The 25,416-nt window shown below is 74.3% G+C and carries 32 protein-coding genes and 1 pseudogene; 16 read left to right on the forward strand and 17 right to left on the reverse strand.

The genetic code is table 11. From position 1 onward, the window contains the following. The first annotated feature begins 12 nt into the window (after window positions 1-12). Window positions 13-561 carry a GNAT family N-acetyltransferase gene (locus ACZ6O5_RS13605; RefSeq protein WP_465977049.1) on the forward strand — a complete coding sequence of 183 codons (549 nt, stop codon included), beginning with the start codon at window positions 13-15 and terminating at the stop codon, window positions 559-561. Window positions 562-565: 4 nt separating this feature from the next. Here the strand turns inward: ACZ6O5_RS13605 and ACZ6O5_RS13610 are convergent, their stop codons facing one another. Then, a complete protein-coding gene (locus ACZ6O5_RS13610; protein ID WP_357301856.1) occupies window positions 566-961 on the reverse strand; it encodes a YkvA family protein in 396 nt (131 codons plus the stop codon). Window positions 962-1,073: 112 nt separating this feature from the next. On the opposite strand from ACZ6O5_RS13610, the gene ACZ6O5_RS13615 reads away from it, so the two are divergent. Next, window positions 1,074-1,550, forward strand: a complete 477-nt coding sequence (locus ACZ6O5_RS13615) for a DnaJ family domain-containing protein (RefSeq protein WP_465977052.1) — start codon at window positions 1,074-1,076, stop codon at window positions 1,548-1,550. A gap of 28 nt (window positions 1,551-1,578) precedes the next feature. Here the strand turns inward: ACZ6O5_RS13615 and ACZ6O5_RS13620 are convergent, their stop codons facing one another. Continuing rightward, a complete protein-coding gene (locus ACZ6O5_RS13620; RefSeq protein ID WP_465977054.1) occupies window positions 1,579-2,193 on the reverse strand; it encodes a TetR/AcrR family transcriptional regulator in 615 nt (204 codons plus the stop codon). Between the two features lie 63 nt (window positions 2,194-2,256). Here ACZ6O5_RS13620 and ACZ6O5_RS13625 point away from each other — a divergent pair, with 63 nt between their 5' ends. Continuing rightward, window positions 2,257-3,138 (forward strand): NAD(P)H-binding protein, encoded by an 882-nt coding sequence (locus ACZ6O5_RS13625; RefSeq protein ID WP_465977056.1) that lies wholly within the window; start codon window positions 2,257-2,259, stop codon window positions 3,136-3,138. Between the two features lie 13 nt (window positions 3,139-3,151). On the opposite strand, the gene ACZ6O5_RS13630 is transcribed toward ACZ6O5_RS13625, so the two are convergent. The 3 genes from ACZ6O5_RS13630 to ACZ6O5_RS13640 are packed head-to-tail and all read right to left on the reverse strand — an operon-like array spanning window position 3,152 to window position 4,972. After that, window positions 3,152-3,718: a hypothetical protein gene (locus ACZ6O5_RS13630; protein WP_465977057.1), complete on the reverse strand. Its 567-nt coding sequence runs from the start codon at window positions 3,716-3,718 to the stop codon at window positions 3,152-3,154. A gap of 32 nt (window positions 3,719-3,750) precedes the next feature. Next, window positions 3,751-4,530 (reverse strand): class I SAM-dependent methyltransferase, encoded by a 780-nt coding sequence (locus tag ACZ6O5_RS13635; RefSeq protein ID WP_465977059.1) that lies wholly within the window; start codon window positions 4,528-4,530, stop codon window positions 3,751-3,753. A 22-nt stretch (window positions 4,531-4,552) separates the two neighbouring features. Then, complete coding sequence (locus tag ACZ6O5_RS13640) at window positions 4,553-4,972, reverse strand: nuclear transport factor 2 family protein (RefSeq protein WP_465977061.1); 420 nt, start codon at window positions 4,970-4,972, stop codon at window positions 4,553-4,555. Window positions 4,973-5,220: 248 nt separating this feature from the next. Here ACZ6O5_RS13640 and ACZ6O5_RS13645 point away from each other — a divergent pair, with 248 nt between their 5' ends. Together ACZ6O5_RS13645 and ACZ6O5_RS13650 are read left to right on the forward strand one after the other, a co-directional pair. After that, window positions 5,221-6,327, forward strand: coding sequence for a trypsin-like serine peptidase (locus ACZ6O5_RS13645; protein WP_465977062.1), 1,107 nt, complete (start codon window positions 5,221-5,223; stop codon window positions 6,325-6,327). Window positions 6,328-6,602: 275 nt separating this feature from the next. Further along, window positions 6,603-6,791, forward strand: a pseudogene (locus ACZ6O5_RS13650) (NUDIX hydrolase); the annotation flags it as partial. Window positions 6,792-6,806: 15 nt separating this feature from the next. Here the strand turns inward: ACZ6O5_RS13650 and ACZ6O5_RS13655 are convergent. The 4 genes from ACZ6O5_RS13655 to ACZ6O5_RS13670 all read right to left on the reverse strand — a co-directional run bounded on the left by ACZ6O5_RS13655 (window position 6,807) and on the right by ACZ6O5_RS13670 (window position 10,042). Then, window positions 6,807-7,265 (reverse strand): HNH endonuclease family protein, encoded by a 459-nt coding sequence (locus ACZ6O5_RS13655; protein ID WP_465977064.1) that lies wholly within the window; start codon window positions 7,263-7,265, stop codon window positions 6,807-6,809. A 76-nt stretch (window positions 7,266-7,341) separates the two neighbouring features. Continuing rightward, complete coding sequence (locus ACZ6O5_RS13660) at window positions 7,342-7,650, reverse strand: hypothetical protein (RefSeq protein ID WP_465977066.1); 309 nt, start codon at window positions 7,648-7,650, stop codon at window positions 7,342-7,344. A 39-nt stretch (window positions 7,651-7,689) separates the two neighbouring features. Beyond that, window positions 7,690-9,150 carry a hypothetical protein gene (locus ACZ6O5_RS13665; protein WP_465977068.1) on the reverse strand — a complete coding sequence of 487 codons (1,461 nt, stop codon included), beginning with the start codon at window positions 9,148-9,150 and terminating at the stop codon, window positions 7,690-7,692. A gap of 73 nt (window positions 9,151-9,223) precedes the next feature. After that, complete coding sequence (locus tag ACZ6O5_RS13670; RefSeq protein ID WP_465977070.1) at window positions 9,224-10,042, reverse strand: TIGR04222 domain-containing membrane protein; 819 nt, start codon at window positions 10,040-10,042, stop codon at window positions 9,224-9,226. An 88-nt stretch (window positions 10,043-10,130) separates the two neighbouring features. Here ACZ6O5_RS13670 and ACZ6O5_RS13675 point away from each other — a divergent pair, with 88 nt between their 5' ends. From ACZ6O5_RS13675 to ACZ6O5_RS13690, 4 genes are all read left to right on the forward strand, one after another. Then, a complete protein-coding gene (locus tag ACZ6O5_RS13675; RefSeq protein WP_465977072.1) occupies window positions 10,131-10,619 on the forward strand; it encodes a GNAT family N-acetyltransferase in 489 nt (162 codons plus the stop codon). Window positions 10,620-10,697: 78 nt separating this feature from the next. Next, window positions 10,698-11,264 carry a cysteine hydrolase family protein gene (locus ACZ6O5_RS13680; protein WP_465977073.1) on the forward strand — a complete coding sequence of 189 codons (567 nt, stop codon included), beginning with the start codon at window positions 10,698-10,700 and terminating at the stop codon, window positions 11,262-11,264. Between the two features lie 105 nt (window positions 11,265-11,369). After that, entirely contained in the window at window positions 11,370-11,894 is a 525-nt protein-coding gene (locus ACZ6O5_RS13685; protein WP_465977075.1) for a DUF2087 domain-containing protein, read from the forward strand. A gap of 137 nt (window positions 11,895-12,031) precedes the next feature. Beyond that, window positions 12,032-12,466: an Hsp20/alpha crystallin family protein gene (locus ACZ6O5_RS13690; protein ID WP_465977077.1), complete on the forward strand. Its 435-nt coding sequence runs from the start codon at window positions 12,032-12,034 to the stop codon at window positions 12,464-12,466. Between the two features lie 7 nt (window positions 12,467-12,473). Here the strand turns inward: ACZ6O5_RS13690 and ACZ6O5_RS13695 are convergent, their stop codons facing one another. After that, a complete protein-coding gene (locus ACZ6O5_RS13695; RefSeq protein ID WP_465977079.1) occupies window positions 12,474-13,496 on the reverse strand; it encodes a helix-turn-helix transcriptional regulator in 1,023 nt (340 codons plus the stop codon). An 82-nt stretch (window positions 13,497-13,578) separates the two neighbouring features. Between ACZ6O5_RS13695 and ACZ6O5_RS13700 the strand changes: the two genes are divergently transcribed. Both ACZ6O5_RS13700 and ACZ6O5_RS13705 read left to right on the forward strand, forming a co-directional pair. Then, complete coding sequence (locus ACZ6O5_RS13700) at window positions 13,579-14,565, forward strand: tyrosine-type recombinase/integrase (protein WP_465977081.1); 987 nt, start codon at window positions 13,579-13,581, stop codon at window positions 14,563-14,565. 29 nt (window positions 14,566-14,594) lie between these two features. Further along, complete coding sequence (locus tag ACZ6O5_RS13705; RefSeq protein ID WP_465977083.1) at window positions 14,595-15,440, forward strand: LLM class flavin-dependent oxidoreductase; 846 nt, start codon at window positions 14,595-14,597, stop codon at window positions 15,438-15,440. 7 nt (window positions 15,441-15,447) lie between these two features. Here the strand turns inward: ACZ6O5_RS13705 and ACZ6O5_RS13710 are convergent, their stop codons facing one another. Continuing rightward, a complete protein-coding gene (locus ACZ6O5_RS13710; RefSeq protein WP_465977085.1) occupies window positions 15,448-15,822 on the reverse strand; it encodes a VOC family protein in 375 nt (124 codons plus the stop codon). A 167-nt stretch (window positions 15,823-15,989) separates the two neighbouring features. Here ACZ6O5_RS13710 and ACZ6O5_RS13715 point away from each other — a divergent pair, with 167 nt between their 5' ends. Continuing rightward, on the forward strand, window positions 15,990-16,448 hold the full coding sequence (locus ACZ6O5_RS13715) for an Rv0361 family membrane protein (protein WP_281941239.1): 459 nt from the start codon (window positions 15,990-15,992) through the stop codon (window positions 16,446-16,448). A gap of 3 nt (window positions 16,449-16,451) precedes the next feature. Here the strand turns inward: ACZ6O5_RS13715 and ACZ6O5_RS13720 are convergent, their stop codons facing one another. From ACZ6O5_RS13720 to ACZ6O5_RS13730, 3 genes are all read right to left on the reverse strand, one after another. Beyond that, window positions 16,452-17,168 carry a thymidine kinase gene (locus ACZ6O5_RS13720; RefSeq protein WP_465977088.1) on the reverse strand — a complete coding sequence of 239 codons (717 nt, stop codon included), beginning with the start codon at window positions 17,166-17,168 and terminating at the stop codon, window positions 16,452-16,454. 62 nt (window positions 17,169-17,230) lie between these two features. Beyond that, a complete protein-coding gene (locus ACZ6O5_RS13725; RefSeq protein WP_465977090.1) occupies window positions 17,231-18,622 on the reverse strand; it encodes an MFS transporter in 1,392 nt (463 codons plus the stop codon). Between the two features lie 18 nt (window positions 18,623-18,640). Beyond that, window positions 18,641-19,408 (reverse strand): glycerophosphodiester phosphodiesterase family protein, encoded by a 768-nt coding sequence (locus ACZ6O5_RS13730; RefSeq protein WP_425788147.1) that lies wholly within the window; start codon window positions 19,406-19,408, stop codon window positions 18,641-18,643. A gap of 88 nt (window positions 19,409-19,496) precedes the next feature. On the opposite strand from ACZ6O5_RS13730, the gene ACZ6O5_RS13735 reads away from it, so the two are divergent. Both ACZ6O5_RS13735 and ACZ6O5_RS13740 read left to right on the forward strand, forming a co-directional pair. After that, a complete protein-coding gene (locus ACZ6O5_RS13735; RefSeq protein WP_465977091.1) occupies window positions 19,497-19,946 on the forward strand; it encodes a helix-turn-helix domain-containing protein in 450 nt (149 codons plus the stop codon). After that, window positions 19,939-20,307 carry a DUF4180 domain-containing protein gene (locus tag ACZ6O5_RS13740; protein WP_465977093.1) on the forward strand — a complete coding sequence of 123 codons (369 nt, stop codon included), beginning with the start codon at window positions 19,939-19,941 and terminating at the stop codon, window positions 20,305-20,307. Before ACZ6O5_RS13735 ends, ACZ6O5_RS13740 begins: the two co-directional genes overlap by 8 nt. Window positions 20,308-20,399: 92 nt before the next feature. Here the strand turns inward: ACZ6O5_RS13740 and ACZ6O5_RS13745 are convergent, their stop codons facing one another. Both ACZ6O5_RS13745 and ACZ6O5_RS13750 read right to left on the reverse strand, forming a co-directional pair. Further along, the gene (locus ACZ6O5_RS13745; protein WP_465977095.1) at window positions 20,400-21,251 is read right to left on the reverse strand and encodes an SDR family NAD(P)-dependent oxidoreductase; all 852 of its coding nucleotides are present in this window, start codon (window positions 21,249-21,251) and stop codon (window positions 20,400-20,402) included. A gap of 33 nt (window positions 21,252-21,284) precedes the next feature. Further along, the gene (locus ACZ6O5_RS13750) at window positions 21,285-22,055 is read right to left on the reverse strand and encodes a lysophospholipid acyltransferase family protein (RefSeq protein WP_465977097.1); all 771 of its coding nucleotides are present in this window, start codon (window positions 22,053-22,055) and stop codon (window positions 21,285-21,287) included. A 148-nt stretch (window positions 22,056-22,203) separates the two neighbouring features. Here ACZ6O5_RS13750 and ACZ6O5_RS13755 point away from each other — a divergent pair, with 148 nt between their 5' ends. Continuing rightward, window positions 22,204-23,616, forward strand: coding sequence for a cytochrome ubiquinol oxidase subunit I (locus ACZ6O5_RS13755; RefSeq protein WP_465977099.1), 1,413 nt, complete (start codon window positions 22,204-22,206; stop codon window positions 23,614-23,616). A gap of 15 nt (window positions 23,617-23,631) precedes the next feature. Continuing rightward, window positions 23,632-24,630 carry a cytochrome d ubiquinol oxidase subunit II gene (gene cydB / locus ACZ6O5_RS13760; protein ID WP_465977101.1) on the forward strand — a complete coding sequence of 333 codons (999 nt, stop codon included), beginning with the start codon at window positions 23,632-23,634 and terminating at the stop codon, window positions 24,628-24,630. 78 nt (window positions 24,631-24,708) lie between these two features. Here the strand turns inward: cydB and ACZ6O5_RS13765 are convergent, their stop codons facing one another. Further along, entirely contained in the window at window positions 24,709-25,395 is a 687-nt protein-coding gene (locus ACZ6O5_RS13765) for a hypothetical protein (protein ID WP_425788490.1), read from the reverse strand. Between the last annotated feature and the right edge of the window lie 21 nt (window positions 25,396-25,416).

A 25,416-nucleotide genomic window follows, 5' to 3' on the forward strand; every position in this document is an offset into this window, starting at 1 on the left:
GACACTCGGACGATGTCCGTCGTGTTGTCCGCCGCCGCCACCCCGTCCGCGCCCGGCCTGCTGCTGCGACCGTGGCGCGACGGCGACGCCGACGCCCTGCTGGAGGCCTACCGGGACCCGGTGCTGCGCGCCTGGACCCGCTTCCCGGTCACCACCCGCACCGAGGCGCGCGCGTTCCTGCGCCGGGTCCGGCAGGGCTGGGCCGCCGGGCGCCGGTTCAGCTTCGCGGTGCTGGAGGACACCCCGGCGGGGGAGCGGCTGGTGGCCTGCGTGGTGCTCAAGGAGGTCCAGCCCGGGCGGCCGGCCGCCGAGGTCGGCTACTGGACCGCGGCCCCGGCCCGTGGCCGGGGCGTCGCGCCGCGGGCCGTCGACGCGGTCACCGGCTGGGCGTTCGCCCGCTTCGCCGCCGGCGGCCTGACCCGCCTGGAACTGCTGCACCAGGTCGACAACCCGGCCTCCTGCCGGGTCGCGGAGAAGAGCGGGTACGTCTTCGTCGAGGTGCTGCCGGCCCGCCCGCCGTTTCCCCGCGACGGCCACCGGCACGTACGCCGGCTGCCCTGAGCAGTCACCGCGCGGCCGGACCGAGCAGGCGCAGCAACAGGCGCGGCTCGCCCGGCCACGCGTCGAGCAGCACCTGCCGGGGCACCTGCCGCCCGGCGTAGCGCAACGCGAGCGCCACCACGACGATGTCGTCCAGCGGGCCGATCACCGGCAGGAACTCCGGGATCAGGTCGATCGGGCTGGCCAGCCACACCCCGGCGACGACGATCGCGATCCGGGCCCGGCGTGGCACGCGCGGGTCCCGGCGCAGCCGCCGCACCGTGGTCAGACAGTCGGGCACGAACGCGGCCAGGTCACGCAACAGGCCGGGTGGCAGCCGCCGGGCCGCCAGCACCAGCACCGCCCAGCTCGCGACCAGGCACCCGGTCGCCACGCCGAGGCCGATCAGCCAGTCACGCACGTCGCCGCTCCTTTCGTCGGCGGAACACTACGCGCCGGGAACACTTCCGCGCGCTGCGACGCTGACCATGGTCGGCAGCCGACGGATACGGTGGGAGCGGGAGGTGACGGCGGTGACGACAGGCTGGGAGGCCGCGGTCGAGGCGCAGATCCGCTCGGCGCAGGAACGCGGCGAGTTCGACAACCTGCCGGGCGCCGGCAAACCGATCCCGGGCCGCCACCAGCCCTACGACGAGGGCTGGTGGATCCGCAGCTTCCTGGAGCGGGAGCAGATCCCGTCCGACCTGATGCTGCCCACCCCGCTGCAACTGCGCCGCCGCGTCGAACAACTTCCCGCCGAGCTGCGCGACCTGCCCACCGAGGACGCGGTCCGGTCGTACGTGGCGGCGCTCAACGCCGAGGTGGTGGCCTGGCTGCGTGCCCCGACCGGCCCTCGGGTGGTGGTCCGCCCGGTCAACGTCGACGAGGCGGTACGGCGGTGGCGGGCCGACCGGCAGCAGCGTGTCGTGACCGCGACGCCGGTGGAGCCGGTGCCGCCCGCCCCGCCCGCGGCCCGCGCCCGCCGCCGGTGGCGTTGGTGGCGTCGCTGAGCCCGGCCGCGGGTCGCCGCGGAGCGCGTCAGGAGTCGCCCGCCGCCCGGCCCAGTCCGGCGAAGGCGCGGTCCGCGTCGACGACCGCCCCCGGGTGGACCTCGTGCGCGGTCCGCCCGTCGGCGATCTTCTGCCAGTTGTTGCGCGCCAGCACGCGGTGCACGGCGATCACCTGGGCGGCCAGCAGTCGGGGCCCGACGCCCGGGCCGAGGGCCGCCGCCAGCGCCTCCTCGTCGTCGAGCAGGTACTGCATGAGCCGTCCGGCCAGACTCGGCGTGCTGAACACCAGTCGGTGGAACTCCACCACCTGGGGATGATCGTTGAGGCCGGTCACCGGCTCGAAGCGGTCGAGGCCGGCCCGAAAGTGCCGGTGCAGCGCCGTCATCGGCGCGACGTCGGGTTGGCGGTCGCGTACCACGCGTGCGGCCTCACCGTTGTGGTCGGCGAACCGGTGCAGGATCAGGTCCTCCTTGGTCGCGAAGTAACGGAACAGGGTCGGTTTCGACACCTCGGCCGTCGCCGCGATGTCGGACACCGACACCTGCTCGAACCCGCGTGCCAGGAACAGCGCGATCGCGGCATCGGCGATCGCGCCCCGGGTCTGCGCCTTCTTGCGGGCCCGCAGCCCGCCCGGCTCACTCACCGCATCAGGGTAACAAGAGTTACCAGGTTGCGTTTTTAACCGGGTAACGGTTCGATGATGGGTATGGAACGTACAGACGCGGTGCTCGTCACCGGGGCGACCGGCCGGGTCGGGCGCGCCGTGATCGATCAACTGGTCGACGCGGGCGTGCCGGTCCGCGCCCTCGTCCGCCGCCCCGAGCCGGCGGCCACCCTGCCCGCCACCGTCGAGGTCGTCACCGGTGACCTCACCGTGCCCGCATCGCTCGACGCGGCCCTGACCGCCGTCCGCACCGTCTTCCTGGTCTGGACCGCCCCGCCGCACACCGCGCCCGCCGTCGTGGACCGGCTGGCCGCCCAGCCGCGACGGGTCGTCTATCTGTCCGCGCCACACCGCACCCCGCACCCGTTCTTCCAGCAGCCGAACCCGATGGCGACGCTGCACGCCCGCATCGAGCAGCTCGTCGCGGCGACCGGTCTCGACGCGACGATCGTCCGGCCGGGGATGTTCGCCTCCAACGCGCTGCACTGGTGGGCCCCGGCGATCCGTCGTGACGCTGTCGTCCGGTGGCCGTACGGCGCGGCCCAGACCGCCCCCGTCGACGACCGGGACGTCGCCGCGGTCGTCGCGCGGATCCTGTCCGAGAACGGGCACGCCGGCGGCGACTACGTCCTGACCGGCCCCGAGTCGCTCAGCCAGGCCGAACAGGTCAGCCTCATCGGCGCCGCCCTGGGCCGGCCGATCGCGTTCGAGGACCTGCCGCCCGACGAGTTCCGTCGCCAGGCCCCGGAGGCCGCGCGTCCCGCCGTGGACATGCTGCTGGCCGCGTGGCGCGCCACCCTCGGGCATCGGGCACACGTCACCTCCACGGTGTCGCACCTGCTCGGCCGGCCGGCGCGCACGTTTGGTCAGTGGTCCGCCGACCACGTCACGGCGTTCACCGCGGCGGCCGACCCGGCGACCTGAACCGGCGTGCTCCTCAGTCGAGCGCGGCCCGCCACGTCCACGACGTCCGGCGCGGCCGGTCGCCCAGCGGGGCCCGGCCGGTGAGCCAGAGCAGCACCGGCGCCGGCGCACCGGCGGGCGCGTCGGGGAACAGCCGTCGCACCACCCCGGCGCACAGGCCGGCCGGCGGCGACCAGGGCACGTCGAGACCGCGGGTCACGTCATGGGTGTGCAGCAGGATCTCGGCCACCCCCATCGCGGCGAAGCCGCCCGGGTCGCAGGGACCCCAGTGCCAGCCCCGGTCGTCCGGGTCGGCGGTTTCCACCAGCGCGGCGAGCATCCCGGCGGCGGCGGTCGCCACGGTCAGCACCCGCACCGGTGGCGCGTCGGGGTGCACCCGCAGGTCGAACGGGAGGTAACCGTCGGTGGGGCGGCCGGCCACCTGACCGGCATACCCGGCCACGTCGTGCGCGATGTGCGCGGCCGTGGTCCAGCAGGACCAGTCCAGGTCGCCCGCGCGTACCGTCCAGTCCCGGCCGGCGGCCGGCAGCAGCACGGCTGTCATCGCGGCGGCGGCGGCGCGGACGTCCGCGCCGGTCATCCCGGATTCGTGGGCAGGCCCCTCGTGCGGCATCACTGTCGCCGAACGCGCAGCACGCAGGTGAGCATCGGGAGCGTGAACTCGCCGTGCGCGGTCTCCGGCCGGCTGGCCAGGAACGCGCCGATGCGGTCGAGTGTGGCCTGCCGCTGCGGCGCCGGCATCACCAGCAGGCCTGCCCGGGTGGCGAGCGTCGCCGCCAGGGAGTCGGCGGTGCGGCGCTGCCCGTGCCGGAACGCGGCCTGCTCGGGCACGTCGAAGTGGGCCGGCGCGCCGTTGCCCGGCAGGTGCATCCGCGCCGTCTCGGCACGCCAGCTGGCCGGGGTGTCGCGCGGGCCGATGGCCGCGCTACCGCTGACCTCGGCCAGGCCGGCGATCCAGTCGACCTCGTCGTCCATGACGTTCCACAGGCCGGCCAGGACGCCGCCGGGCGTGAGGACCCGGGCGATCTCGGGGCCGGCGGCCGCCATGTCGAACCAGTGCATGGCGTTACCGGCCAGCACGGCGTCGACGGACGCGTCCGGCAGCGGGATCGCCTCGGCGCTGCCGGACAGCGCGGGCACACCTGGCAGCGCGCGGCGCAGTTCGGCCAGCATCGCCGGGTCCGGCTCGACGGCGGTGACCTCGGCGCCGACCGCGTCCAGGGTGGCGGTCAGTTTGCCGGTGCCGGCACCGAGGTCGAGCACCCGCCGGCCGGGGGCGGGCTCGATCGCCCACCGCACCGCGGCCTGCGCGTAGTCCGGGCGGTGCTCGGCGTACGCGGTCGCCGCCGCGCCGAACGACGAGGAGTGCCGGCGCTGTTCGTCCTGCTCCACGGGGGTGCTCCTGTCGTCCGTGTCAGCGCCCGTCCGGGGCGCCGGCCAGCGCCGCCATCAGGGGCAGCGGGTTGATGTAGTCGCGGTAGGACTCGATCAGGCCGTCCCGGACCCGGAAGACCGCGATCACGGTCTGCGTGAACGGCGCGCCGGTCGCGACCACGGTGCCGTGGGCCTCGTACTCGACGACGACCACCTCAGGATCGGTGCTCTCGTGCAGCACCATGTCGCGGTGCTCGTCGAACGTGATCAGGGACCCGGCCGTCACGGTCAGGTGCTGGCGGATCGCCGCACGCCCCCGCACCCGGCCGGGCACGCCCGGTGGCCGGAACGGCCATTCGAGGTATCCGTCCGGGGCCATCAGGCCCACGAACGTCTCGACGTCCTGCTCGCGGCCGGCGCGCAGGACCCGCTCGACGACCTCGCGCGACAACAGTGCCATGCCGACCTCCTGTGGAGAACCGTCGGGATGGCACCACCGTAGGGAATCGGCGGCGTTCCCGTTGGCCCGCAGCGGCCACGGGGTCGAGGAGGAGCGGCGTGGCGTTCAGCGCTGAGCACTGCTGTCCAACCGTGTCCAATCCTGTCCAGCCGTGTCCACGATCGGCCCTCCCGGACGTGCGCAGGGCTCAGGGTGTCGGTACGCAGGGCGCTGCGACAGGTGGCGTCCGCAACGGGAGGACCGCACAGATGAAGGTTTGGTCGACCGGATCACGACGGGCCCTTCGGGCCCTGGCGATCGCCGCAGTCGTCGTGCCCGTGCTGGTCGTCGGGCCGGGGGCCAACGCGGCTGAACGCGACGCGGTGGTCAACGCGCCCGATGCCGCCGCCGCCGGGATCACCGGCTTCACCCCGACGATCACCGCGGACGCGACCCGGGCCGCCGAGGCGACGGCGGGACACCGGCTGTCGCGCGACGCGGTGCTGGCCGCGTACTGGACGCCGGCGCGGATGCGCGCCGCGCGGCCGGTCGAGGAATCCGAGCAGTACCGGCGGGCCCTGGCGGTGCCGCAGGCCGGCCTCAAGTCCGCGCCCGCGCCGCGCAACAGTGGCCAGGAGCTGATCGTCCCGCCCGCCCGCGGCGCCACCACCACCGGAGGGATGGGGACCCAGGCGACCGATCCCAACCTGCCGAGCAGCCACCCGACCGCGTTCACGGCCGGCAAGGTCTTCTTCACCATGGACGGCAAGAACTACGTCTGCTCGGGCACGATCGTGAACACGGCCGCCGGCAACGAGGTCTGGACCGCCGGTCACTGCATCCACGGCGGCCGGGGTGGCACCCTGGCCTCGAACTGGACCTTCGTCCCGGCGTACAACGGCGACGCGGCCAACCCGCGTCCGCTCGGCACCTGGACCGCAACGGGGCTGTGGACCATGACGGCGTGGATCAACGACTCGAACTTCGCCGAGGACATGGCCGTGGCCGTCATGGGCACGCAGGGCGGCCAGCACATCAACCGGTACGGCTCGCAGGGTCTGTGGGTCAACGCCGGCGTGAACCAGTTCATGAACGCGTTCGGCTACCCGGCGGAGGCGCCGTTCAACGGCCGCCGGCTCAAGCAGTGCGCCGCGAACTCCGTGCAGGAGAACCCGGCGGTGTGGACGCAGACCATCAAGATCACTCCGTGCAACTTCACCGGCGGGGCGAGCGGCGGCTCGTGGCTGATCAACTACGACGGGCAGTGGGGTCTGGTCAACGGCATCAACAGCCGGGCCGACCGGGCGACCTGGGTGGCGTCACCGTACTTCGACGACACCGCGCTGGTGCTCTACAACTTCACGACGAACTTCTGACCGACCGGCCGGAACGCGAGTCCGGCTGACCGGAGCACCCGGGGCGGCGCACAGCCGCCCCGGGTGCCAGTCGTCGGAGCCGACCCGAACCACCTGGCGGCTATTTATTGGATTACCGATTACGACATTACGAAAATCTGGCGGCCCTAAAGGGACATATCGCCACTACATCATAATGACAGTTCTTGTGCGTAAGGATTCAAGCTGGTGTCATCGCCCCGCGTGCCGTCCGATGCGGACCGGCGACGCGACCTCGACACGCTCGTCCGGGAGGCCAGGCGCACGGGCATCCGGACGGCACCGTCGTACGGATGCGCTGCCACACCGCCGATTACCGGGGCGTCCTGCGGCCGGCCCACGAGATCGAGGAGATCACCTGGCTGGCCTACGCCGACCGGGACCGCGTCTCCCCGGTCGACCAGATCATCTTCGATCACCTGCACCGCGCCGACCAGCTTCGCTGACGACCGGATCGTGGCTCAGGGTCGGTACCCGGCCCGGGCGGCGGCCACCTCGGCGGCGCGGCGCTCACGCCACCGCCGCTGGGCGTCGCTGTTGCAGTGCCGGCACACCTTCCGGAACCGACCGGTGCCGGGGTCGACCTCCCGCTCGTGCCCGTTGCGGCAGGTCGGCTGCTGCCGCCGCGCGCGGCGGTTGTCGCCGCGGCTGAGCTGACGCAGGTGCGTCGGCTCGATGCAGTCGAGCACGCCGCAGTCGTGCCGCACCTCCAGGCCCGGCCGATAGCCACCGACGAAGACCGCGTACGCGGCGACGTGCGCCCACGCCCGGCCGACCACCTTCTGGTGCACCCCCCGTCGGCTGCCGTAACCGCGCACGACCAGGCAGCCGCCCGGCGTGCGGGTCGACCGGGCCAGCAGGTGGGCCCGCAGGGACTCCTCGGTGAAGTGTCGGGACAGTCCGGTCACCTCAGACAGCATCCGGCGAGCATAGGCCGGCGGGACGTGACGTGCGGGCCGCCGCCGGAGCGGCGGCGGCCCGCACAGCCGTACGTGGTCAGCGCTGCGTGCGGTCGTCGATCTCGGTGCCGGACTCACCGGGTCGGGCGCCGATCGCCTCCTCGGCGGCCCCGCCGCCGGTGCTCTCGTCGCCCTGCCGCAGCGAGCTACGCGGCAGGCCGGCCAGGTGCGCCGGGTCCTCGATCGGCTGGTCCGGCCAGTCGTCCGAGGTGCCGTCGGCCAGGCCGGCCCGGCGCAACACCTCGACCAGGTCGTCGTGCGACAGGCGCTCGGCCTCCGGGATCCCGGCCCCGCGCGCCATGGACCGCAGCGTCTTCAGGTCTTCGCTCGCGAATGTCTCGGCCATACCGGAGCCTTCCCGGCGCTCAAGACAAGGAAACCCGCCTCAGGCGCGGGCCCCGCCGAGACCGAGGAGCACGGCCAGGCCGAGCGCGCTGCGCGGCGCGTACGGGATCCGCCACAGCCCGCCGTGTGCCGCCGCGTACGCTTCGTCCCGCCACGGGTGCTCCTGCGTCGGACCGCCGCCGGTGCGCAGGTCGTGCACGAGCAGCGCGGCCATCAGCGTGTTGCTGGTGGCCGGCTCGAACACCTCGACGCCGAAACGGTGCGCGCCGGCGTACGCGGCGGCGAGCGCGCGGTTGCGCAGCACGGACCGGGTGCGGGTGGGCGGCGCGACGGTGAACGACACCGTGGTGCCCGCGTCGCGGGCCACCGCCGCGCGCCAGCGTTGCAGCCGTTTGGCCAGCGCGTAGTTCGGTCCCTGCTGGGGGACCAGGCTGTCGTTGACGCCCGGGTCGGCGCCGGGCGGGTAGTTGCGGCGCAGCAGCCGGCCGCCGGAGATCAGCCGCAGGGACCGGCGGGCCGGGCCGCGGGCGGCGTACCCGCGGTCGGCGTGGTCGACCGCGTCGCCGGGCACCGCGTACACGTCGGTGGGGGTGGCCAGGAACGCCAGCGCCGCGTCCGGGCGGTGCCGGGTCAGCTCGACGGTGAGCGCGTCGACGGCGGTGGCCACCCGCACGTTGGTGGCGCCGTCGGCGTAGACGTAGTTGCCGAGCACCAGCCGGCCGTCGATGCCGGCCAGCCAGCGGGCGGCCTGCGGCAGCCGGTGCAGCAGGTCCGCGCCGGCGGCGGCGGCCAGCGCGGCGTCGTCGTCGCCGGTGCCGGCCGGCACCGGCAGGTGCAGGCGCCCGCCGTGACGGCGTGCGGTGCGCAGCACCCGGCGCCAGATCTCCGGGCGGGGCAGGTCGAGCGCGACCACGTCGCCGCCCCAGCGCAGCACCGACGGCAGCGGGCCCATCTCGGCGCCCGCGCCGAGCACCACGACGCGCTGGTCGCGCAGGTCCAGCCAGTCGGGGTTGGCGAGCACCGCGCCGACCGCCTCGGCGCAGCTCGGTTCGACCACGCCGGCGTCCACCCAGGCGTCGAGGCGGCGGCGCAGGTCGTCGCCGCGCAGGCGTTGCCCCCGGTACGGCACGGACAGTTCCCGTTCCACCGGCCCGGCGCCGGTGACCGTGGCGGTGTGCAGCGGCGGTTCCGGGCCGGTCGAGGTGAGCGCCGCGTCGAGTGCGACGTCGGGGCCGCCGCCGGGCGGCGCGTACCGCATGCGGGTGTGCAGCGCGGTGAGGCCGTCGCGGGCGACGGTGAGCGCGGCGGCGCGGGAGAGCAGGCCGGCCTCGACCAGTCGGCGGAAGTGGGTGAGGTAGCCGCGCCGCCAGTCGGTCTCGTGCTCGACGGAGCGGGCGCCGACCGGGTCGACGGCGCGTAGCGCGTCGGCGACCACGGCGCGGCCCAGCGCGGTCGTGCTGCGCCGGCCGTCGCCGGTCGCGGGGAACACCACTCCGTCCACGGCTCACCTCCCTGCCCTGCGGTCGTGGGGTCACTCTGCCGCATCGGCGACGGCGCCGCCCGTCGAGGGCCGCTCAGCGGCGGGCGGGGCGGCGTTCCGGTCGGGGACGGCCCCGCTCCGGGTCGACGCCGACCTGGACGGCGAAGGCCGGGTCGACGGCGAGCAGCGGTCGCGGGCCGAACAGCGCCATGGCGGTGAGCAACGCGTCGGTGTCCCGGCCCTGCCAGGTGGGACGGCGTTCGGGGTCGAGGTCGGCGTGCTCGCGGCGCAGCCGGCGCAGGAGACGCCGTGCGGCGGCGCCGGTCTCCGGCACCTCGGTCAGCCACCAGCCGCCCAGCGCGGTGGCCAGGCAGCAGAGCAGCAGCCCGGCGACCGAGGCGGGTCCGCCGGCGGTGCGGCCCTCGACCGCGCTGTCCACCAGCCGGGTCACCCCGACGGCGGCGACCAGGAACAGCGGCAGCGTGCCCAGGGCGACCCGTCGGCGTTGGGCGCGGGTGAGCAGCCAGCCGTCGCGGACCAGCCGGCCGACCATCCGGCGCAGCGCCCGCGCGACGTCGGGGTCGGCCAGCACGGCGGCCCAGGTCTGCGGGCGGCGCAGCGCGGTGTGCAGGGCGCGGACCAGGGCCGGCGGCCGGGCCGGTGGTGGACCGTCGGCGTGCAGGGTGGCGAGTTCCCCGACGGTCACCCCGCCGGCGCGGCGCAGCGCGGCCACGCCCACCTGGCAGGCCAGCAGCGCCCGGTCGGTGAGGTACGCCAACTCGACCCGGTCGGGTGTCGTGCCCCGGGCCCGGCGGCCGGTCAGCTCGCGTACCGCCACGGCGACCGCGACGGCCACGGCGACCGCGCCCAGGTAGTCGAGGAGGAAGATCGGTCCGCTGACACCCCAGAGCATGGCGACAAGTATGGCCGTACGGTGATCCGGCGCGGGGGCGGGTGGAAACGGGTGGCCGCGCGCGACGCCGCGGGCTAGCGTGCCGACGATGCGCATCCGGGAGCACGTCGACGCCGACTGGGGTCAGGTCTGGCCGATCCTTGCCGACGTCATCACCGCCGGGGACACGTTCGTCTACGATCCGGCCTGGTCGGCCGCAGTGGCACGCGAGGTGTGGGTGGAACGCCCGCCGGGGCGTACCTCGGTGGCGGTGGACGACGACGGCGTCGTGCTCGGCAGCGCCAAGATGGGCGCCAACCGGCCGGGCCCGGGTGCGCACGTGGCAACCGCGAGTTTCCTGGTCGCCGCGGACGCGCGCGGTCGTGGCGTGGGCCGGGCGCTGTGCGAGGAGGCGTTGGACTGGGCCCGCCGGGCCGGTTTCGCCGCGATGCAGTTCAACGCCGTGGTGGAGACCAACACCGTGGCGGTGCGGCTCTACCGGCGGCTCGGCTTCACGGTGGTCGGCACCGTGCCGGAGGCGTTCGCCCATCCCACCCTGGGCCGGGTGGGTCTGCACGTCATGCACCGCTTCCTGTGACCGCCGCGCGGTGCGGCGAAAGTGTCGGGGGCCGTCGTTAGGTTGGCGGGGATCGCCGCCGTCGAAGGAGCCCTCGTCATGACCACGCTCACCGACCGCCCCCGCACCGCGTTGCTCGTCGTCGACGTGCAGAACGGCGTGGTGCGCGGCGCCCACGACCGGGACCGGGTGGTCGCGAACATCGCCGCCCTGGTCGAACGCGCCCGCGCGGCCGGCGTCCCGGTGGTCTGGGTGCAGCATCGCAGCGAGGAGCTGCCCACCGGCAGTGAGCAGTGGCGGATCGTGCCGGAGCTGGTGCGCCGCGACGACGAGCCGCTCGTGCACAAGGCCTACGGCGACTCGTTCGAGGCCACCGACCTGGAGCAGGTGCTCGCCGCCGGGGGTGTCGGGCGGCTCGTCGTGACCGGCGCGCAGACCGACGCCTGTGTCCGTTCCACCCTGCACGGCGCGTTCACCCGCGGCTACGACGTCACGCTGGTCGCCGACGCCCACACCACCGAGGACCTGTCGGCCTACGGCGCGCCCCCGCCGGCGCAGGTGATCGCGCACACCAACCTCTACTGGGGCTTCCAGCGGGCGCCGGGCCGCCGCGCCGGCACGGTCGACACCGCCGACGTCGACTTCACCGCCGCCGTTCCGGCCTGACCGCAGCCGACCCACGGCAGCCGAGCCGCCGTGGCGTGCCTGGCCGCCGGTGCGGCCGGGAAAACGCCTGGCCCGGGCCGGGTGGCTGCTGGCAGGCTGCCGGCCATGACCGCTCAAGCTCTCGCGGGGGCGCTCGCCGACGAACGTCGCCGGGCCGTGTTCGCCGCGATCGTGCTCGGCGCCCGGGACGTCCCGTCCGTGGTGGCGCGCACCGGCCTGCCGGCCCGCGACGTCGCCACCGCCGTGCGCCGGCTCACCGACGCCGGTGTGCTGACCGACGCCGACGGCCTGCGCGTCGACGGTGAGCGGCTGCGCGAGTTCGCCCGGGCCGGGGCGTCGTCGCCGGCGCTCCCGCCGGCCGACCGGCGCGAGACGATCCTGCGCACGTTCCTGCGCGACGGCGCGTTGATCCGGCTGCCGGCGCAGCGCGGTCGCCGCCGGGTGTTGCTGGAACACATCACCGAGCGCACCTTCGAGCCCGGGCGGCGCTACCCGGAGCGGATGGTGGACGAGGCGCTGCGCTCCTGGTGCGAGGGCGGTGCGGCGGACCACGTCACGCTGCGCCGCTATCTCGTCGACGACGTGCTGCTCACCCGCGAGCAGGGCGTCTACTGGCGGACCGGGCCGTGAGCACCCGAGCGCCGTTTCCGGGCAGCGGCCGACGGAGGTTGACGACGGCGGGCCGCCGCGCTAAAACAGAAACCGGAAGTTGAGTCACTGAGACTCAAGTCGAGACCTTGGGCCAGGAGAACCGAGGAGGCAGGACCATGTTGATGCGTACCGACCCGTTCCGCGAGATCGACCGGATCGCCGAGCAGTTCTTCGGCACCACCGCCCGGCCGGCCGTGATGCACCTGGACGCCTACCGCGACGGCGACCACTTCTACGCCGCCTTCGACCTGCCCGGCGTGGACCCGGACAGCATCGACTGCACCGTCGAGCGCAACGTGCTGACCGTCCGCGCCGAGCGGCGTCGGCCGAGCGGCGAGAACGTCGAGCTGGTCGCCGCCGAACGTCCGATGGGCACGTTCACCCGGCAGCTGTTCCTGGGCGACACGCTCGACACCGACCGGCTGGAGGCCGGTTACGACAACGGGGTGCTGACGCTGCGCATCCCGATCGCCGAGCGGGCCAAGCCGCGCCGGATCGCGGTCACCTCGACCGCGCAGGGCAACGGGCACCGGCAGCTCACCACCGTCTGAACGCGCGTCACGCCGACGCGGGGGAGACCGGAGCGCCGGCCGTCCCCGCGTCGGTGTCCGACGGGTAGAGCCGGGTCAGCGCGTGCGCCGTGGCGGTGAACCGGTCCCGCAGCTCGGCCGGGGCCAGCACCTCCACCTCGGCGCCGAGCTTGAGGAACTCGGCGTGGGCGTGCCGCGTCGACTCGATCGGCACGGTGGTCTCCCGCCAGCCGTCCGGGCCGGGTTCGCCGGCCGCCGCCCGGGCCGCCCGCGCCATCTCCGGCGGGAAGACGTAGGGCAGGAACTCCAACGCGGCGGTGCTGAGCCGGATGCGCGCCTCGCCGCGGTAGACGTCACGTTCGTACCGGGCGGTCCACTCCCGCCAGTAGGCGGCCAGGTCGAAGCCGTCCGGGCGCTGGTGCCGCTCGTCGGTGACCACCGCGTCGAGCACCGCGCCGACCCGGTAGGTGCGGACCTGCTCCTCGCACCGGGCCACCAGGTACCAGCGGCCGGCCTTGAGCACCACGCCGAGCGGGGCGACCAGCCGGGTCACCTCCCGTGGGGCGCGCCAACGCCGGTAGCGCAGCCGGACCATCCGGTCCTCCCACACCGCGCCGGCCAGCGTGGCCAGGTGCGGGGTGGCTTCCGGGTGCCGGAACCAGCCGGGCGCGTCCAGGTGGAACCGGTGCCGCAGCCGGCCGCTGCGGTCGGCGAGTTCCTCCGGCAGCGCGGCGCGCACCTTCAGCTCGGCCGCGGCCACCGTGGTCGCCAGGCCCAGCTCCGCGGCGGGCCCGGGCAGGCCGGCGAGGAACAGCGCCTCGGCCTCCGGCCCGGTCAGCCCGGTGAGCCGGGTGCGGTAGCCGGCCACCAGCCGGTAACCGCCGGCCGGGCCGCGGTCGGCGTACACCGGGACGCCGGCGGCGCCGAGCGACTCGACGTCGCGGTAGACGGTCCGCACCGACACCTCCAGGGCGTCGGCGAGTTCCTGGGCGGTCATCCGCCCCCGGGACTGCAGGAGCAGCAGCAGGGAGACCAGCCGGCTGGCGCGCACCGCACGACGGTAACCCCTGCCCGCGATCCGGTCGCGGCGCGCCTCGTCGCGAAACGCGCCGCCGACTGAGAACCTTTCTCGCATGTTGCGTCCCGAGGTCCTGCCCCGCGCCCGTGTCGCCGTGTCCGGCGCTCCGGCCGACTTCACCGAGGCGTGGCTGCGCAACCGGCGGCTGTCCGAGCACACCCGCGACGCGTACCGGCGGGACGTGACCGGCTGGCTGCGCTGGTGCGCCGAGCGGGGCCTGGAGCCGCTGCGGGTCACCTTCCTCGACGTCAACGCGTACGGCCGGGACCTGGAGTCCACCCCGCGCGGACGCGATGGCCGCCCGCTGACCCCGGCCACCGTGGCGCGCCGGCTGTCCGCGCTGTCGAGCTGGTACGACTTCCTGGTCAAGCTGGGCGCGGTGCCGGCCAATCCGGTCGCCGCGGCCGACCGGCCCCGGGTCGACCGGGACCACTCCGCCACCGTCGGCCTCAGCCCGGACGAGGTCGACGCGCTGCTGGCCGCCGCCGAGGCGGACACCGGCCCGACCGCCGCCCGCAACCGCGCCGCCCTCGCGCTCCTGGCCGATTTGGGCCTGCGGGTCGGCGAGCTGGTCTCGCTGGACCTGGCCGACCTGGGCGCGGAACGCGGTCACCGCAGCGTCCGCTTCGTCGGCAAGGGCGGCAAGGTACGCCGTCGCGCGCTCACCCCCGGCACCGCGTACGCGCTGGACGCCTACCTGGCGGAGCGGGCTGCCGCCCAGGGCGTCACGGTGCCGCAGCTGACCGGCCCGCTGCTGGTCACCGCCACCGGCGGGCGACTGGACCGGCACGCCGTGTTCCGGCTGGTGCGTCGGCTGGCGCAGACCGCCGGGATCGCCGCGTGGGCGCGGTTGTCGCCGCACTCGCTGCGGCACGCGTTCGCCACCACGGCCCGCTCCGAGGGCGTGCCGTTGGAGGACGTGCAGGACGCGATGGGTCACGCCGATCCGCGGACCACCCGTCGCTACGACCGGGACCGGCACAACCTGGACCGCGACCCGGCGTACGCGATCTGGGCCGCCCGCGCCCGCCGGCGCGGCTGAGCGTCGGACCCGGGCCGTAGGGTGCCAGGATGCGACACGGCCTGGAGATCTCCTGCGGCGGCGCCTCGGTGACGGTCGGTGACCTGGTCGCGCTCGGCGAGTTGGCCGAGCGGTCCGGCTGGGACGGCGTCTTCCTGGAGGACTACCTCATCCACCACGCCGGTGACGACCCGCCGACCTGGGACCCGTGGCTGGTGCTGGCGGCGGTGGCCGGGCGCACCGAGCGGGTCCGGCTGGGCACCACGGTGACCGCGCTGCCCCGGCGTCGCCCGGCGAAGCTGGCCCGGGAGGTGCTCACCCTCGACCACCTCTCCGGCGGTCGGGCGGGCGTCGCGGTCGGTCTCGGCGATCCGGCCGACCGGGGGCTGGCCGCGTTCGGCGAGCCGACCGACGTGAAGACCCGCGCCGCGATGCTCGACGAGGGCCTGGACCTGCTGGTCGCGCTGCTCGGCGGCGAGCGGGTCACCCATCGGGGCGGGCACTACCGCGCCGAGGGCGTGGCGCTGCGACCGGCGCCGGTGCAGTCGCCCCGGGTGCCGGTCTGGGTCGGCGGCAGCACCCAGGCCAAGGCGGTGCTGCGGCGGGCGGCCCGGGCCGACGGGATCGTGCCCTACAAGCTGACCGACACCGACGGCTGGTCCGACTTCACCGCCGACGAGGTGGCCGCCCTGGTCGCCGCGCTGCCGGCGACCCGCGCCGACGGTGCGCCGTTCGACGTGGCGGTCGGCGGCCGGCGGCGGCGGGCCGACGAGCGGGCCGAGCGCGCCTACCTGGCCGACCTGGCGGCGGCGGGCGCCACCTGGTGGCTGGAGTACGTGCCCGCCGGTGACCCGGCCGCGATGCGGGCCGCGGTCGCCCGCGGCCCGCTGCGCTGAGCCGGTCTCACTCCGGGCGGCGCGGGCAGAGGCAGAACGGCTGCCCGATCGGGTCGAGCAGCACGGTCCAGCCTCCGCCGCCGGGCTGGTTCGCCGGCCGGGTCGCGCCGGCCGCCACCAGGTCCCGCTCCGCGGCCGACACGTCGTCGACGGTCAGGTCCAGGTGGTAGCGCTTGACGCCGGTCGGGTCCGGCCAGGCCGGCGGCGTGTAGCCGGGCACCAGCCCGAACCCGATCGACGTGCCGCCGGAGGAGGTGATCATGGCGTACTCGGCCTCGCTGTGGGTGATCTCCCAGCCGAGGGCGTGGCCGTAGAACGCCGCGTGGGCGGCCGGGTCGGAACTGTCGAGGTTGACCATCGCGAGGTCGGCGTGCGTCGTCATGCCGGGCAGTCTGCCGCCGGTACCTGTCACCTCCTGTCAGGTACCGGCGGTCGACCGGCGCGCGTCGTCCACGGCCGCTCCGGGGCGTACGCCGACGGTGCCCGTCACCACCGCCGGGCGGCGCAACCGGCTGCGCGCCGGTCGCCGGTTGCCTACCGTCGGTGGTGATGGGCAGTCAGCAGGTGTGGCACCGACCGGCCCGGCGTCGCCGGCCGATGCGCGCGGGTGTGCTGGTCGCCGTGCTCGGGCTGGGTACCTGCCTGATCGGGGTGGCCGGGCTGGCGGTGTGGAACGCGCAGGTGGTGCTCCAGGCCGACGGGCCGGTGCGGGAGACCGCGGACGGGTTCTTCCGGGACGTCGCCGCCGGCGACACCGACCGGGCGTACGGGCGGTTGTGCGCCGAGGCGCGCAGCCGGTGGAGCCAGGCCGGGTTCGGCAGTTGGGTGCGGACCCCGCCGCTGGTCAGCGGCTACGAGATCGTCGACGTGTCGGTGTCGACCCGGGCGGGTCGGCCACGCGGCACGGTGCTGGTGCGGTTGAACCGTGACGGCGGCGGCAGCGAGGAGCGGGAGCTGCCGGTGGTGCCGGAGGACGGCGGCTGGCGGGTGTGCGGGGACCCGTTCTGAGCCTCAGGCGCGTGGGCCCAGGTCGCCGGAGCGGTAGTGCCGCCGGCACAGCACCTGGTAGCGGACGTCGGCGGTGTCCATGGTGTCGCCGATGACGACCTGCGCGCCCTCGCGGACCACCCGGCCGTCGACCACCCGGGCGTTGAGCAGCCCTTCCCGGCCGCACCAGCACAGCACCTCGACCTGGATGCGGGCCACCTCGTCGGCCAGCTCGAAGAGCCGTTGCGCGGCCGGGAACAGGCAGGAGCGGAAGTCGGTGGCCAGGCCGAAGGCGTAGACGTCGACGTCGAACTTGTCGACCAGCTCGGCCATCTGCTCGACGTGGTGCAGGTCGTAGAAGGACGCCTCGTCGCAGATCAGGTAGTCGACGCGTACCCCCTCGGCCCACGCGTCGCGGACCAGGTCACGCAGGTCGAGTCCGTCGGTGACCTCGATGGCCTCGTGGGCCAGGCCGATGCGGGTGGTGACCTGCGGGCCCAGCGAGCGGTCGATGCGGGTGGTGACCAGGCCGCGGCGGCCCTGCCGGGCGTGGTTGTAGTTCATCTGCAACGCCATGGTGGACTTGCCGCAGTCCATCGGCCCCCAGAAGAACTTCAGCGCGGCGGCGTGCAGCGGCCGGCCGTCGATGCCCCGGGCGGCGGCGCAGCCGCCGGCACGGTCGTCGCCGGGCCCCGGCAGGGGGCGGGCCAGGCAGGTCGGGGCGGCGGCGTCGTCGGTCACGTCGGGGCAGCCTAGCCGATCGACGCCGCCGCATACCGGCCGAGATGATCGACCGGGTGCGCTCAGAGCACCCGGGGCGGGGTGTTGCCGGCGGCGATGATGGCCCGGCGTATCGGCACGGCGGCCAGCAGCGCGAAGCCGACCACGAAGAAGATCAGCAGCGACACCAGGCCCACCCGGTAGGAGGAGGTGAGCTGGAACACCAGGCCGAACGCGAGCGGCCCGAGCCAGCTGGTGCCCTTGTCGCTGATCTCGTAGAAGCCGTAGTACTCGCCTTCCTTGCCGGCGGGGATGAGCTGGCTGAACAGCGATCGACTCAGCGCCTGGCTGCCGCCGAGCACCAGCCCGATGCAGCCGCCGAGGATCATGAACGGCACCGGCGCCTCGGCGGGCAGCCGGAACGCGGCGATGATCACGCCGGTCCAGAGCACCAGCGACAGCAGCACCGTCTTCCAGGCGCCGATGCGTCGGGCGAGCGCGCCGAGGGCGAGCGCGCCGCCGAAGGCGAGGAACTGCACCAGCAGGATGGTCACGATCAGGGTGCTCTGCTCCAGCCGCAGTTCCTCGGTGCCGTACTGGCTGGCGAGGGTGATGACGGTCTGGATGCCGTCGTTGAACACCAGGAACGCGAGCAGGAAGAACAGCGTCAGCGGGTACGCCTTGACCTCGCGCAGCGTGCGGCCGAGTTGCCGGAAGCCGTCGGTGAGCACGTTGCCGCCGCCCTGCGGCACCGCGACCGGTGGGCGTTCGCGCAGCCAGCGCAGCGGCAGCAGGGTGAACGCGGCCCACCACACACCGGCCGAGACGATCGACCAGCGGGCCAGGTCGAGGGTGCGCTGGGCGTTGCCCTCCTCGCTGAACGCGGTGACGGCGACCAGGTTGAGCGCGAGCAGCAGCCCGCCGCCGAGGTAGCCGATGGCCCAGCCGCGGCTGGAGATGGCGTCGCGGTCGTCCGGGCCGCCGAGCTGCGGCAGGAACGAGTTGTAGACGACCACGGCGGCGCCGAAGGAGATGTTCGCGATGAGGAACAGCACGCCGCCGAGCAGGTACCGCTCGCCGGTGACGAACGCGAACGCGATGGTCGCGCCGGCGCCGGTGAACGCGGCGGCGGCCAGCAGCCGCTTCTTGTGCGCGGACCGGTCGGCGATCGCGCCGATGACGGGCAGCACGAACACGGTGAGGAAGACCGACAGCGAGATCAGGTACGGGTAGTAGGAGCCGGCGGCGACGCGGATGCCCAGCGGGTGCACCACGCCGTCGCAGCGGTCGGCGCCCAGCTCGCAGCCGGCGGCCAGCTCGGTGACGGTGGTCAGGAACGGCCCGAGGAAGACCGTGATGACGGTGGTCTGGAACGCGGAGTTGGCCCAGTCGTAGAGGTACCAGCCGGTGCGTTCGCGGCGGGTGCTGCCCGGGGGCGCGGGCTCGGCGACGGCGGGGGTGACCGTTTCGGCCATCGGGGCGGTCCTCGGGGTTCAGGCGGCCCAGTGGCCGCGGCTGCGGTAGACGTCGCGGAGCACGCCGACGTGATCGGTCATGATGCCATCCACCCCAAGATCAAGTAACTGGTGCATCCGGGCGGGTTCGTCGATCGTCCAGACGTGCACCTGCAGGCCGATCCGGTGGCAGTAGGCGAGGAACCGGCGGTCGACCACCGGGATTCCCCCGTAGGAGACCGGGACCTGGGCGGCGGCCACGGACGGCGGCAGTCGCAGCGGCCGGCCGTGCAGGGAGGCCATCCGCAGCCGGGCCACGCCGCGCATGCCGAGGCTGGTGGCGACCGTCGGGCCGGCCAGGGCGCGCAGCCGGGTCAGCCGGGCGTCGCTGAACGAGGCGAGCAGCACCCGGTCGGCGGCGCCGGCCCGCACCACCGCCTCGACGGTCGGCGCCACCCCGCCGTCGGCCTTGACGTCGACGTTGAACCGGACCTGCGGCCACGCGCCGAGCACGTCGTCGAGGCGGGGCACCAGGGCGGCGCCGCCGACGCGTACCGAGGCGAGGTCGGCGAAGCGCAGGTCGGCGATGCGCCCGGCCTCGCCGGTGACGCGGCGCAGCGTCGGGTCGTGGAAGACCACCGGCACGCCGTCGGCGGTGGCGTGCACGTCGGTCTCCACGTACCGGTAGCCCAGCGCGACCGCGCGGGCGAACGCGGCGGCGGTGTTCTCGTCGCCGTCGGCCGCGCCGCCGCGGTGGGCGAAGGCCAGCGGCGCGGGCGCGTCGAGGTAGCCGTGACGGGGCTGCACGCCGGCAGTATGCCGGGCCGATACGGCCGGCGGGTGTCCGGCCGGTGAAATTCCCTATCGTTACCCGAGGCGGCTAACATAGGGTGCGATGAGTAATGATATGTACTCGGTGGAGCAGGTCGCGACGCGGCTCGGGCTGCACGTGCGCACGGTCCGCGGCTACATCCGCGCCGGCCGGCTGCCCGCGACGCGGATCGGCAAGCAGTACCGGATCGCCCGCGCCGACCTCGACGCGTTCACCGGCCGGCCCGCGCGACCGGCCGGCCCGGCGGCGGAGGTGTCCAGCATCGTGGCCCTCGACGGCGTCGACCGGGCCGCCGCCGACCGGCTCGCCACGCTGGTGCTGGCCGGCGTCACCACCCACCCCGACCCGGACCGTCCGCTGCGCGTGCAGACGGTCCACGACGAGGAACGGCACCACATGAAGATCATTGTCCTGGGCGACCTCGGCGCCACCGCCGAGCTGCTGCGCCTGCTCGACGCGGTGCTCGACGGCGACAACGGCCTGCTCGCCGGGAAGGAGGCCGACCGTGGCTGACGAGCTGCGTGAGCGCGCCGGCGTCACGGTGCTGGTCTGCGACCCGGCCGGCCCGCCGATCGTCACCGAGGCCGACGCGCTGGAGCTGATCGGCGCGGCGTTCGCCGGCGCCACGGTGGTGGCGGTGCCCGCCGCCCGGCTCGACCCGAGCTTCTTCACGCTGGGCACCCGCTTCGCCGGGGAGGTCATGCAGAAGTTCGTCAACTACCGGCTGCGCCTCGTGGTGGTCGGGGACATCTCCGCGCATCTGGCCGGCAGCGGCGCGCTGCGCGCCCTGGTCGCCGAGTCCAACCGCCACGACCAGGTGTGGTTCGTCCCGGACCTGGCCACCCTCGACGCGCGCCTGGCCGCCGCCCAGTAACCCCCACGCGATCTTGCACTTCCGGCCCTCGTTCGAGGCGTTCTGCCCGATACGCCCGGGCAGCAAGTGCAAGATCGCGGGGGCGGGGGAGGTCAGTGCAGCCAGTCGGCGGTCAGGGCGGTTACGGCCAGGCCGTCGGTGTCGGCGAGTTTGACGGCGACGAACTGGCGGGCGGCGGGGGAGGTCTGCACACGGGGGGCGGGCTCCGGGTCGGTCAGTGTCGCCACCACCGCCGCGGCGGCCTCGGCCGGCGACTGCGCGGCGGCGAACGCGGCGGCGCTGCGACCGAGGTACGCCCGCAGCGCCGGCCCGTACGGCCCGGCGGCGGCCACCGCGGTGTCCGCGTCGATCCCGACGTTGGCGACGAACTCGCTGGCCACCGCGCCGGGCTCGACCACGCAGACGCTCACCCCGACGGTGGCCGCCACCGGCGCCAGGGACTCCATGAACCCCTCGACGGCGAACTTCGCCGCGCAGTACGCCTCGTTGAACGGCTGCCCGACCACCCCGCCGACGCTGGTCACCGTGATCAGCCGCCCGCTCGCGGCGCGCAGGTGCGGCAGCGCGGCACGGGTGACGTGCAGGACGCCGAAGAAGTTGACCTCCAGCACCGCCCGGACGTCGTCGACGGTCTCCCTCTCCAGCGTGCCGACGTGGCCGGCGCCGGCGTTGTTGACCACCGCGTCGAGCCGGCCGTGCCGGGCCACCACGTCGGCCACGCAGGCGGTCACCGAGGACTCGTCGACCACGTCGAGCCGGCGTACCTCCAGCAGGTCGCCGACCCCGGCGGCGTCGGCGGCGGCGCGCAGCGGGCCGGCCCGGTCGGGGTCACGCAGGGTGGCGACAGTGCGCCAGCCGGCGCGGGCCGCGCCCACGGCGGTGGCCAGGCCGATGCCGGTGGACGTGCCGGTGATCAGCACGACGGGAGCGTTCACGTCTGCCACGGTCTCACCCTATGTCGGGGCCGCGCGGCGGATTCAGCCGGTTCGGTGCCGGCGGTGCGCGCGGCTCGGGTCGACCGGCCGGCCGGGGTCGACGTGGCGGGGCCCGTCGGGCTCGTGCGGGCGCAGCGGGGCCAGGTCGTCGGTGATCGCGTCGATGATCCGGTCGGTGGCGCGGCGGGCCGCGCCGGGCGCGCCCGGATCCAGGTCGGCCAGGGCCACCGGGGCGCCGAAGTGCACCCGGATGACCGGCCGCCGGGCGAGCGCCCGGGCCAGGCCGCGCAGCATGCCCTTCGGCGCCCGGTACGGCAGGACCTCGTGCGAGCCCCACTGGGCGACCGGGACGACGGCGGCGCCGCTGGCGAACGCGAGCCGGGCCGCGCCGGTCTTGCCGCGTTCGGGCCACATGCCGGGGGCCAGCCCGATGCGCCCCTCCGGGTAGACCAGCACCACCGACCCGCCGGCGACCGCCTCGGCGGCGATCTCCAGCGACCGGTGCACGGCGGTGGTGCCGCGATCGACGCGGATGTGCCCGGCGCGGCGCATCAGCGGCCCCAGCACCGGCGCCCGGAACAGCCCGCCGGTGGCCATGATCCGGGGGGCGACGCGCCGGACCCGGCAGGCGGCGGCGAGCACCACCGGGTCGAACGGGCTGATGTGGTTGGCGGCCAGGATCAGCGGCCCGCGGCGCAGCGCCTCCGGCACGTCGCCGGTGACCTCCAGGCGGCCGATCAGCGCGACGGCGGCCCGGGCGAACGTCTGCGCGCCGCGCCACAGCAGCGGCGCGCGCCAGGGGGAGGTGTCCATCAGTGCTGGATGGTCGCACGGCCGCGCCGGTGGAGGTGATCAGGGTCATTGGTCCCGGGTCGGTTCGGGCCCTCCGACTCTGAACTTTTTTCTACGACGCCGAGTAGTATTTACTACGTCTCGTAGTAAGAAGGCTGGGGGTTCTCAGGTGGACGCGTTGGACGTCGCCCGCTGGCAGTTCGGTGTCACCACCGTCTACCACTTCCTGTTCGTGCCGCTGACCATCGGCCTGTCCGTGCTGGTCGCCGTCCTGCAGACCATGTGGCACCGCACCGGCAACGAGCGGTACCTCAAACTCACCAAGTTCTACGGCAAGCTGTTCCTCATCAACTTCGCCATGGGCGTGGTCACCGGCATCGTGCAGGAGTTCCAGTTCGGCATGAACTGGAGCGACTACTCCCGCTTCGTCGGCGACATCTTCGGCGCGCCCCTCGCGATCGAGGCCCTGGTCGCGTTCTTCCTCGAATCCACGTTCATCGGCCTGTGGATCTTCGGCTGGGACCGGCTGCCCAAACGCCTGCACCTGGCCGCGATCTGGGCCGCCGCGATCGGCACCAACCTCTCCGCCTACTTCATCCTCGCCGCGAACTCGTTCATGCAGAACCCGGTCGGGTTCCGCATCAACCCCGACAGCGGACGCGCCGAACTGACCGACTTCGGCGCCGTGCTCACCAACAAGGTCGCGCTGGTCACCTTCCCGCACACCCTCGCCGGGTCGTTCCTGGTCGCCGGATCCCTCGTGGTCACCGTCGGGCTGTGGCACGTGATGCGCGACCGCGGCAGCGCCGACACCGGCGCCTACCGCTTCGCCACCAAGTTCGGCTCCTGGGTGGTCCTGACCTCCGCCACCCTCGTCGTGCTCACCGGCGACATCCAAGGCAAGATCATGACCGAGGTGCAGCCGATGAAGATGGCCGCCGCCGAGGGCCTCTACACCACCGAGAGCCCCGCCTCGTTCTCCGTGCTCACCGTCGGCAGCCTCGACGGCAGCCGCGAGGTCTTCGCCCTCAAGATCCCCTACCTGCTGTCGTTCCTCGGCACCGGCGACCCGAACGGCACCGTGCAGGGCATCAACGACCTCCAGGCCCAGTACGCCAGCCAGTACGGCCCCGGCAACTACGCCCCGATCATCCCGGTCACCTACTGGAGCTTCCGCTTCATGATCGGCTTCGGCCTGGCCGCCGCCGCCATCGCGCTGCTGGTCCTCTGGAGCCACCGCAAGGGCCGCACCCCCACCAGCCGCTGGCTGCTGCGCGCCGGCCTGGTCATGCCGGCACTGCCGCTGCTGGCCAACTCCTTCGGCTGGATCTTCACCGAGATGGGCCGCCAACCCTGGATCGTGTTCGGCGAGATGCTCACCCGCAACGGCGTGTCCCGCAGCGTCTCGCTGACCGAGGTGCTCACCTCCTTCACCGCCTTCACCCTCATCTACGCCACCCTCGCGGTGATCGAGTTCAAGCTGCTGGTCCGCTACGCCCGCGCCGGCGTCCCCGACGTCACCCCGCCCCCCGCCGACGACGACACCGACGACGCGCAGCGCCCCCTCGCGTTCGCCTACTGACCGAAAGAGCCCACCGTGGAACTGACCACCGTCTGGTTTCTCCTCGTGGCCGTGCTGTTCACCGGCTACTTCATCCTCGAAGGCTTCGACTTCGGCGTCGGCATGCTGCTGCCCGTGCTCGGCCGCGACGACCGGCAACGCCGCGTCCTGATCAACACCATCGGCCCCGTCTGGGACGGCAACGAGGTCTGGCTGATCACCGCCGGCGGCGCCATGTTCGCCGCGTTCCCCGAGTGGTACGCCACCCTGTTCTCCGGCTTCTACCTGCCGCTGCTGCTCATCCTGCTCGCCCTCATCGCCCGCGGCGTCGCCTTCGAATACCGACACAAGCGCCCCGAGGCGTCCTGGAAACGCCGCTGGGACCGGGCCATCTTCGCAGGCTCCGTGATCCCGGCCGTGCTGTGGGGCGTCGCGTTCGCCAACATCTTCCGCGGCGTCCCCCTCGACGCCGACCACGAGTACGTCGGCGGGCTGCTCGACCTGCTGCACCCGTACGCGCTGCTCGGCGGCCTCACCACGCTCGGCCTGTTCGCCACCCACGGCGCGGTGTTCCTCGCGCTCAAGACCACCGGCGACATCCGGCAACGCGCCGGCACGCTCGCGGTCCGCCTCGGCGCCGGCACCGCCGTGGCCGCCGTGGCGTTCCTCGGCTGGTCGCTGACCATCCGCGCCAACGCCGCCGCCGTCGTGCTCGCCGCTGGCGCCGCCCTCGCCCTGCTCGGCGGCCTCGCCGCGGCGAGGGTACGCCGCGAGGGCTGGGCGTTCACCGGCACCGCGCTGGCCATCGCCCTGGCCGTGGCGACCCTGTTCGCCGCGTTGTTCCCGAACGTGCTGCCGTCCACGCTCGACCCGGCCGGCACGCTCACCGCCACCAACGCCGCGTCCACCCCGTACACCCTGAAGATCATGACGTGGGTGGCGGTGGTGTTCACTCCGATCGTGCTCGCCTACCAAGGTTGGACCTACTGGGTGTTCCGTCGCCGAATCGGGGTACAGAACATTCCGCAACACTGATGGACCTGCGGGCGCAGGGGTGACGCGGGGCCGGTGCGAGGGGGTCGCACCGGCCCCGCGGGGTGTCCCGGGCAGCGCTCAGCGGGCCTCGCGCAACTCCGCCAGCCGCGCCTCGATCTCCGCCAGCTCCGCGCGCAACTTCTCCGCCTGCTGTTCCGCCTCGGCCCGCTCCGCGCCCAGGATCTGCTCCACCGCCTCCTGCACCCCCGGCACGTCCACCAACGCCACCATCCGCAGCGCCTCCGCCGGCTTCACCACGTACGGCCTGGCGAGCGCCTTCGCGCCCTGCTGCGCGGCCACCGTCCACTCGCCCTCGGCGTACGCCAGCGTCACCGTCAGCCCCGCCGGCGTCTTCGGCTTCGCCGCCTTCACCGCCCGCTTCGCCGGCCTCGGCTCCGCCTGCTGCTCCACCTTCGGCTCCTCCCGACGCGGCGCGGGCACCCGCGGCGTGTCCAACACGAACTCCGGCGCCGCCGGCGCGGCCACCTCCGGCTCGGGCTCCGGCTTCGGCTCGGCGGCCGGCCGCCGCCCGGCGCCCTTCGGCGCGACCGCCACGTCGGCGGGGGAGAAGGGCAACTCGTCGCGGCCGAAACGCACCACCACGAACTCCTCGGACTGCTCGGGGTCGGTCAGCTCCACCACCTGCCCGAGCTGCCCGGCCACCTGCCCGGCCGCCTCGGTGAACACCACCCGCGGCTTCCGGCCCGCCGCCAACGACTCACGGATCTGCTGTACCTCGTCAGTGGACAACCCCTGGACCGCCATCACGCCCTCTTCCGTACACCT

It is taken from the genome of Micromonospora sp. NPDC049201 (genome assembly GCF_055586805.1).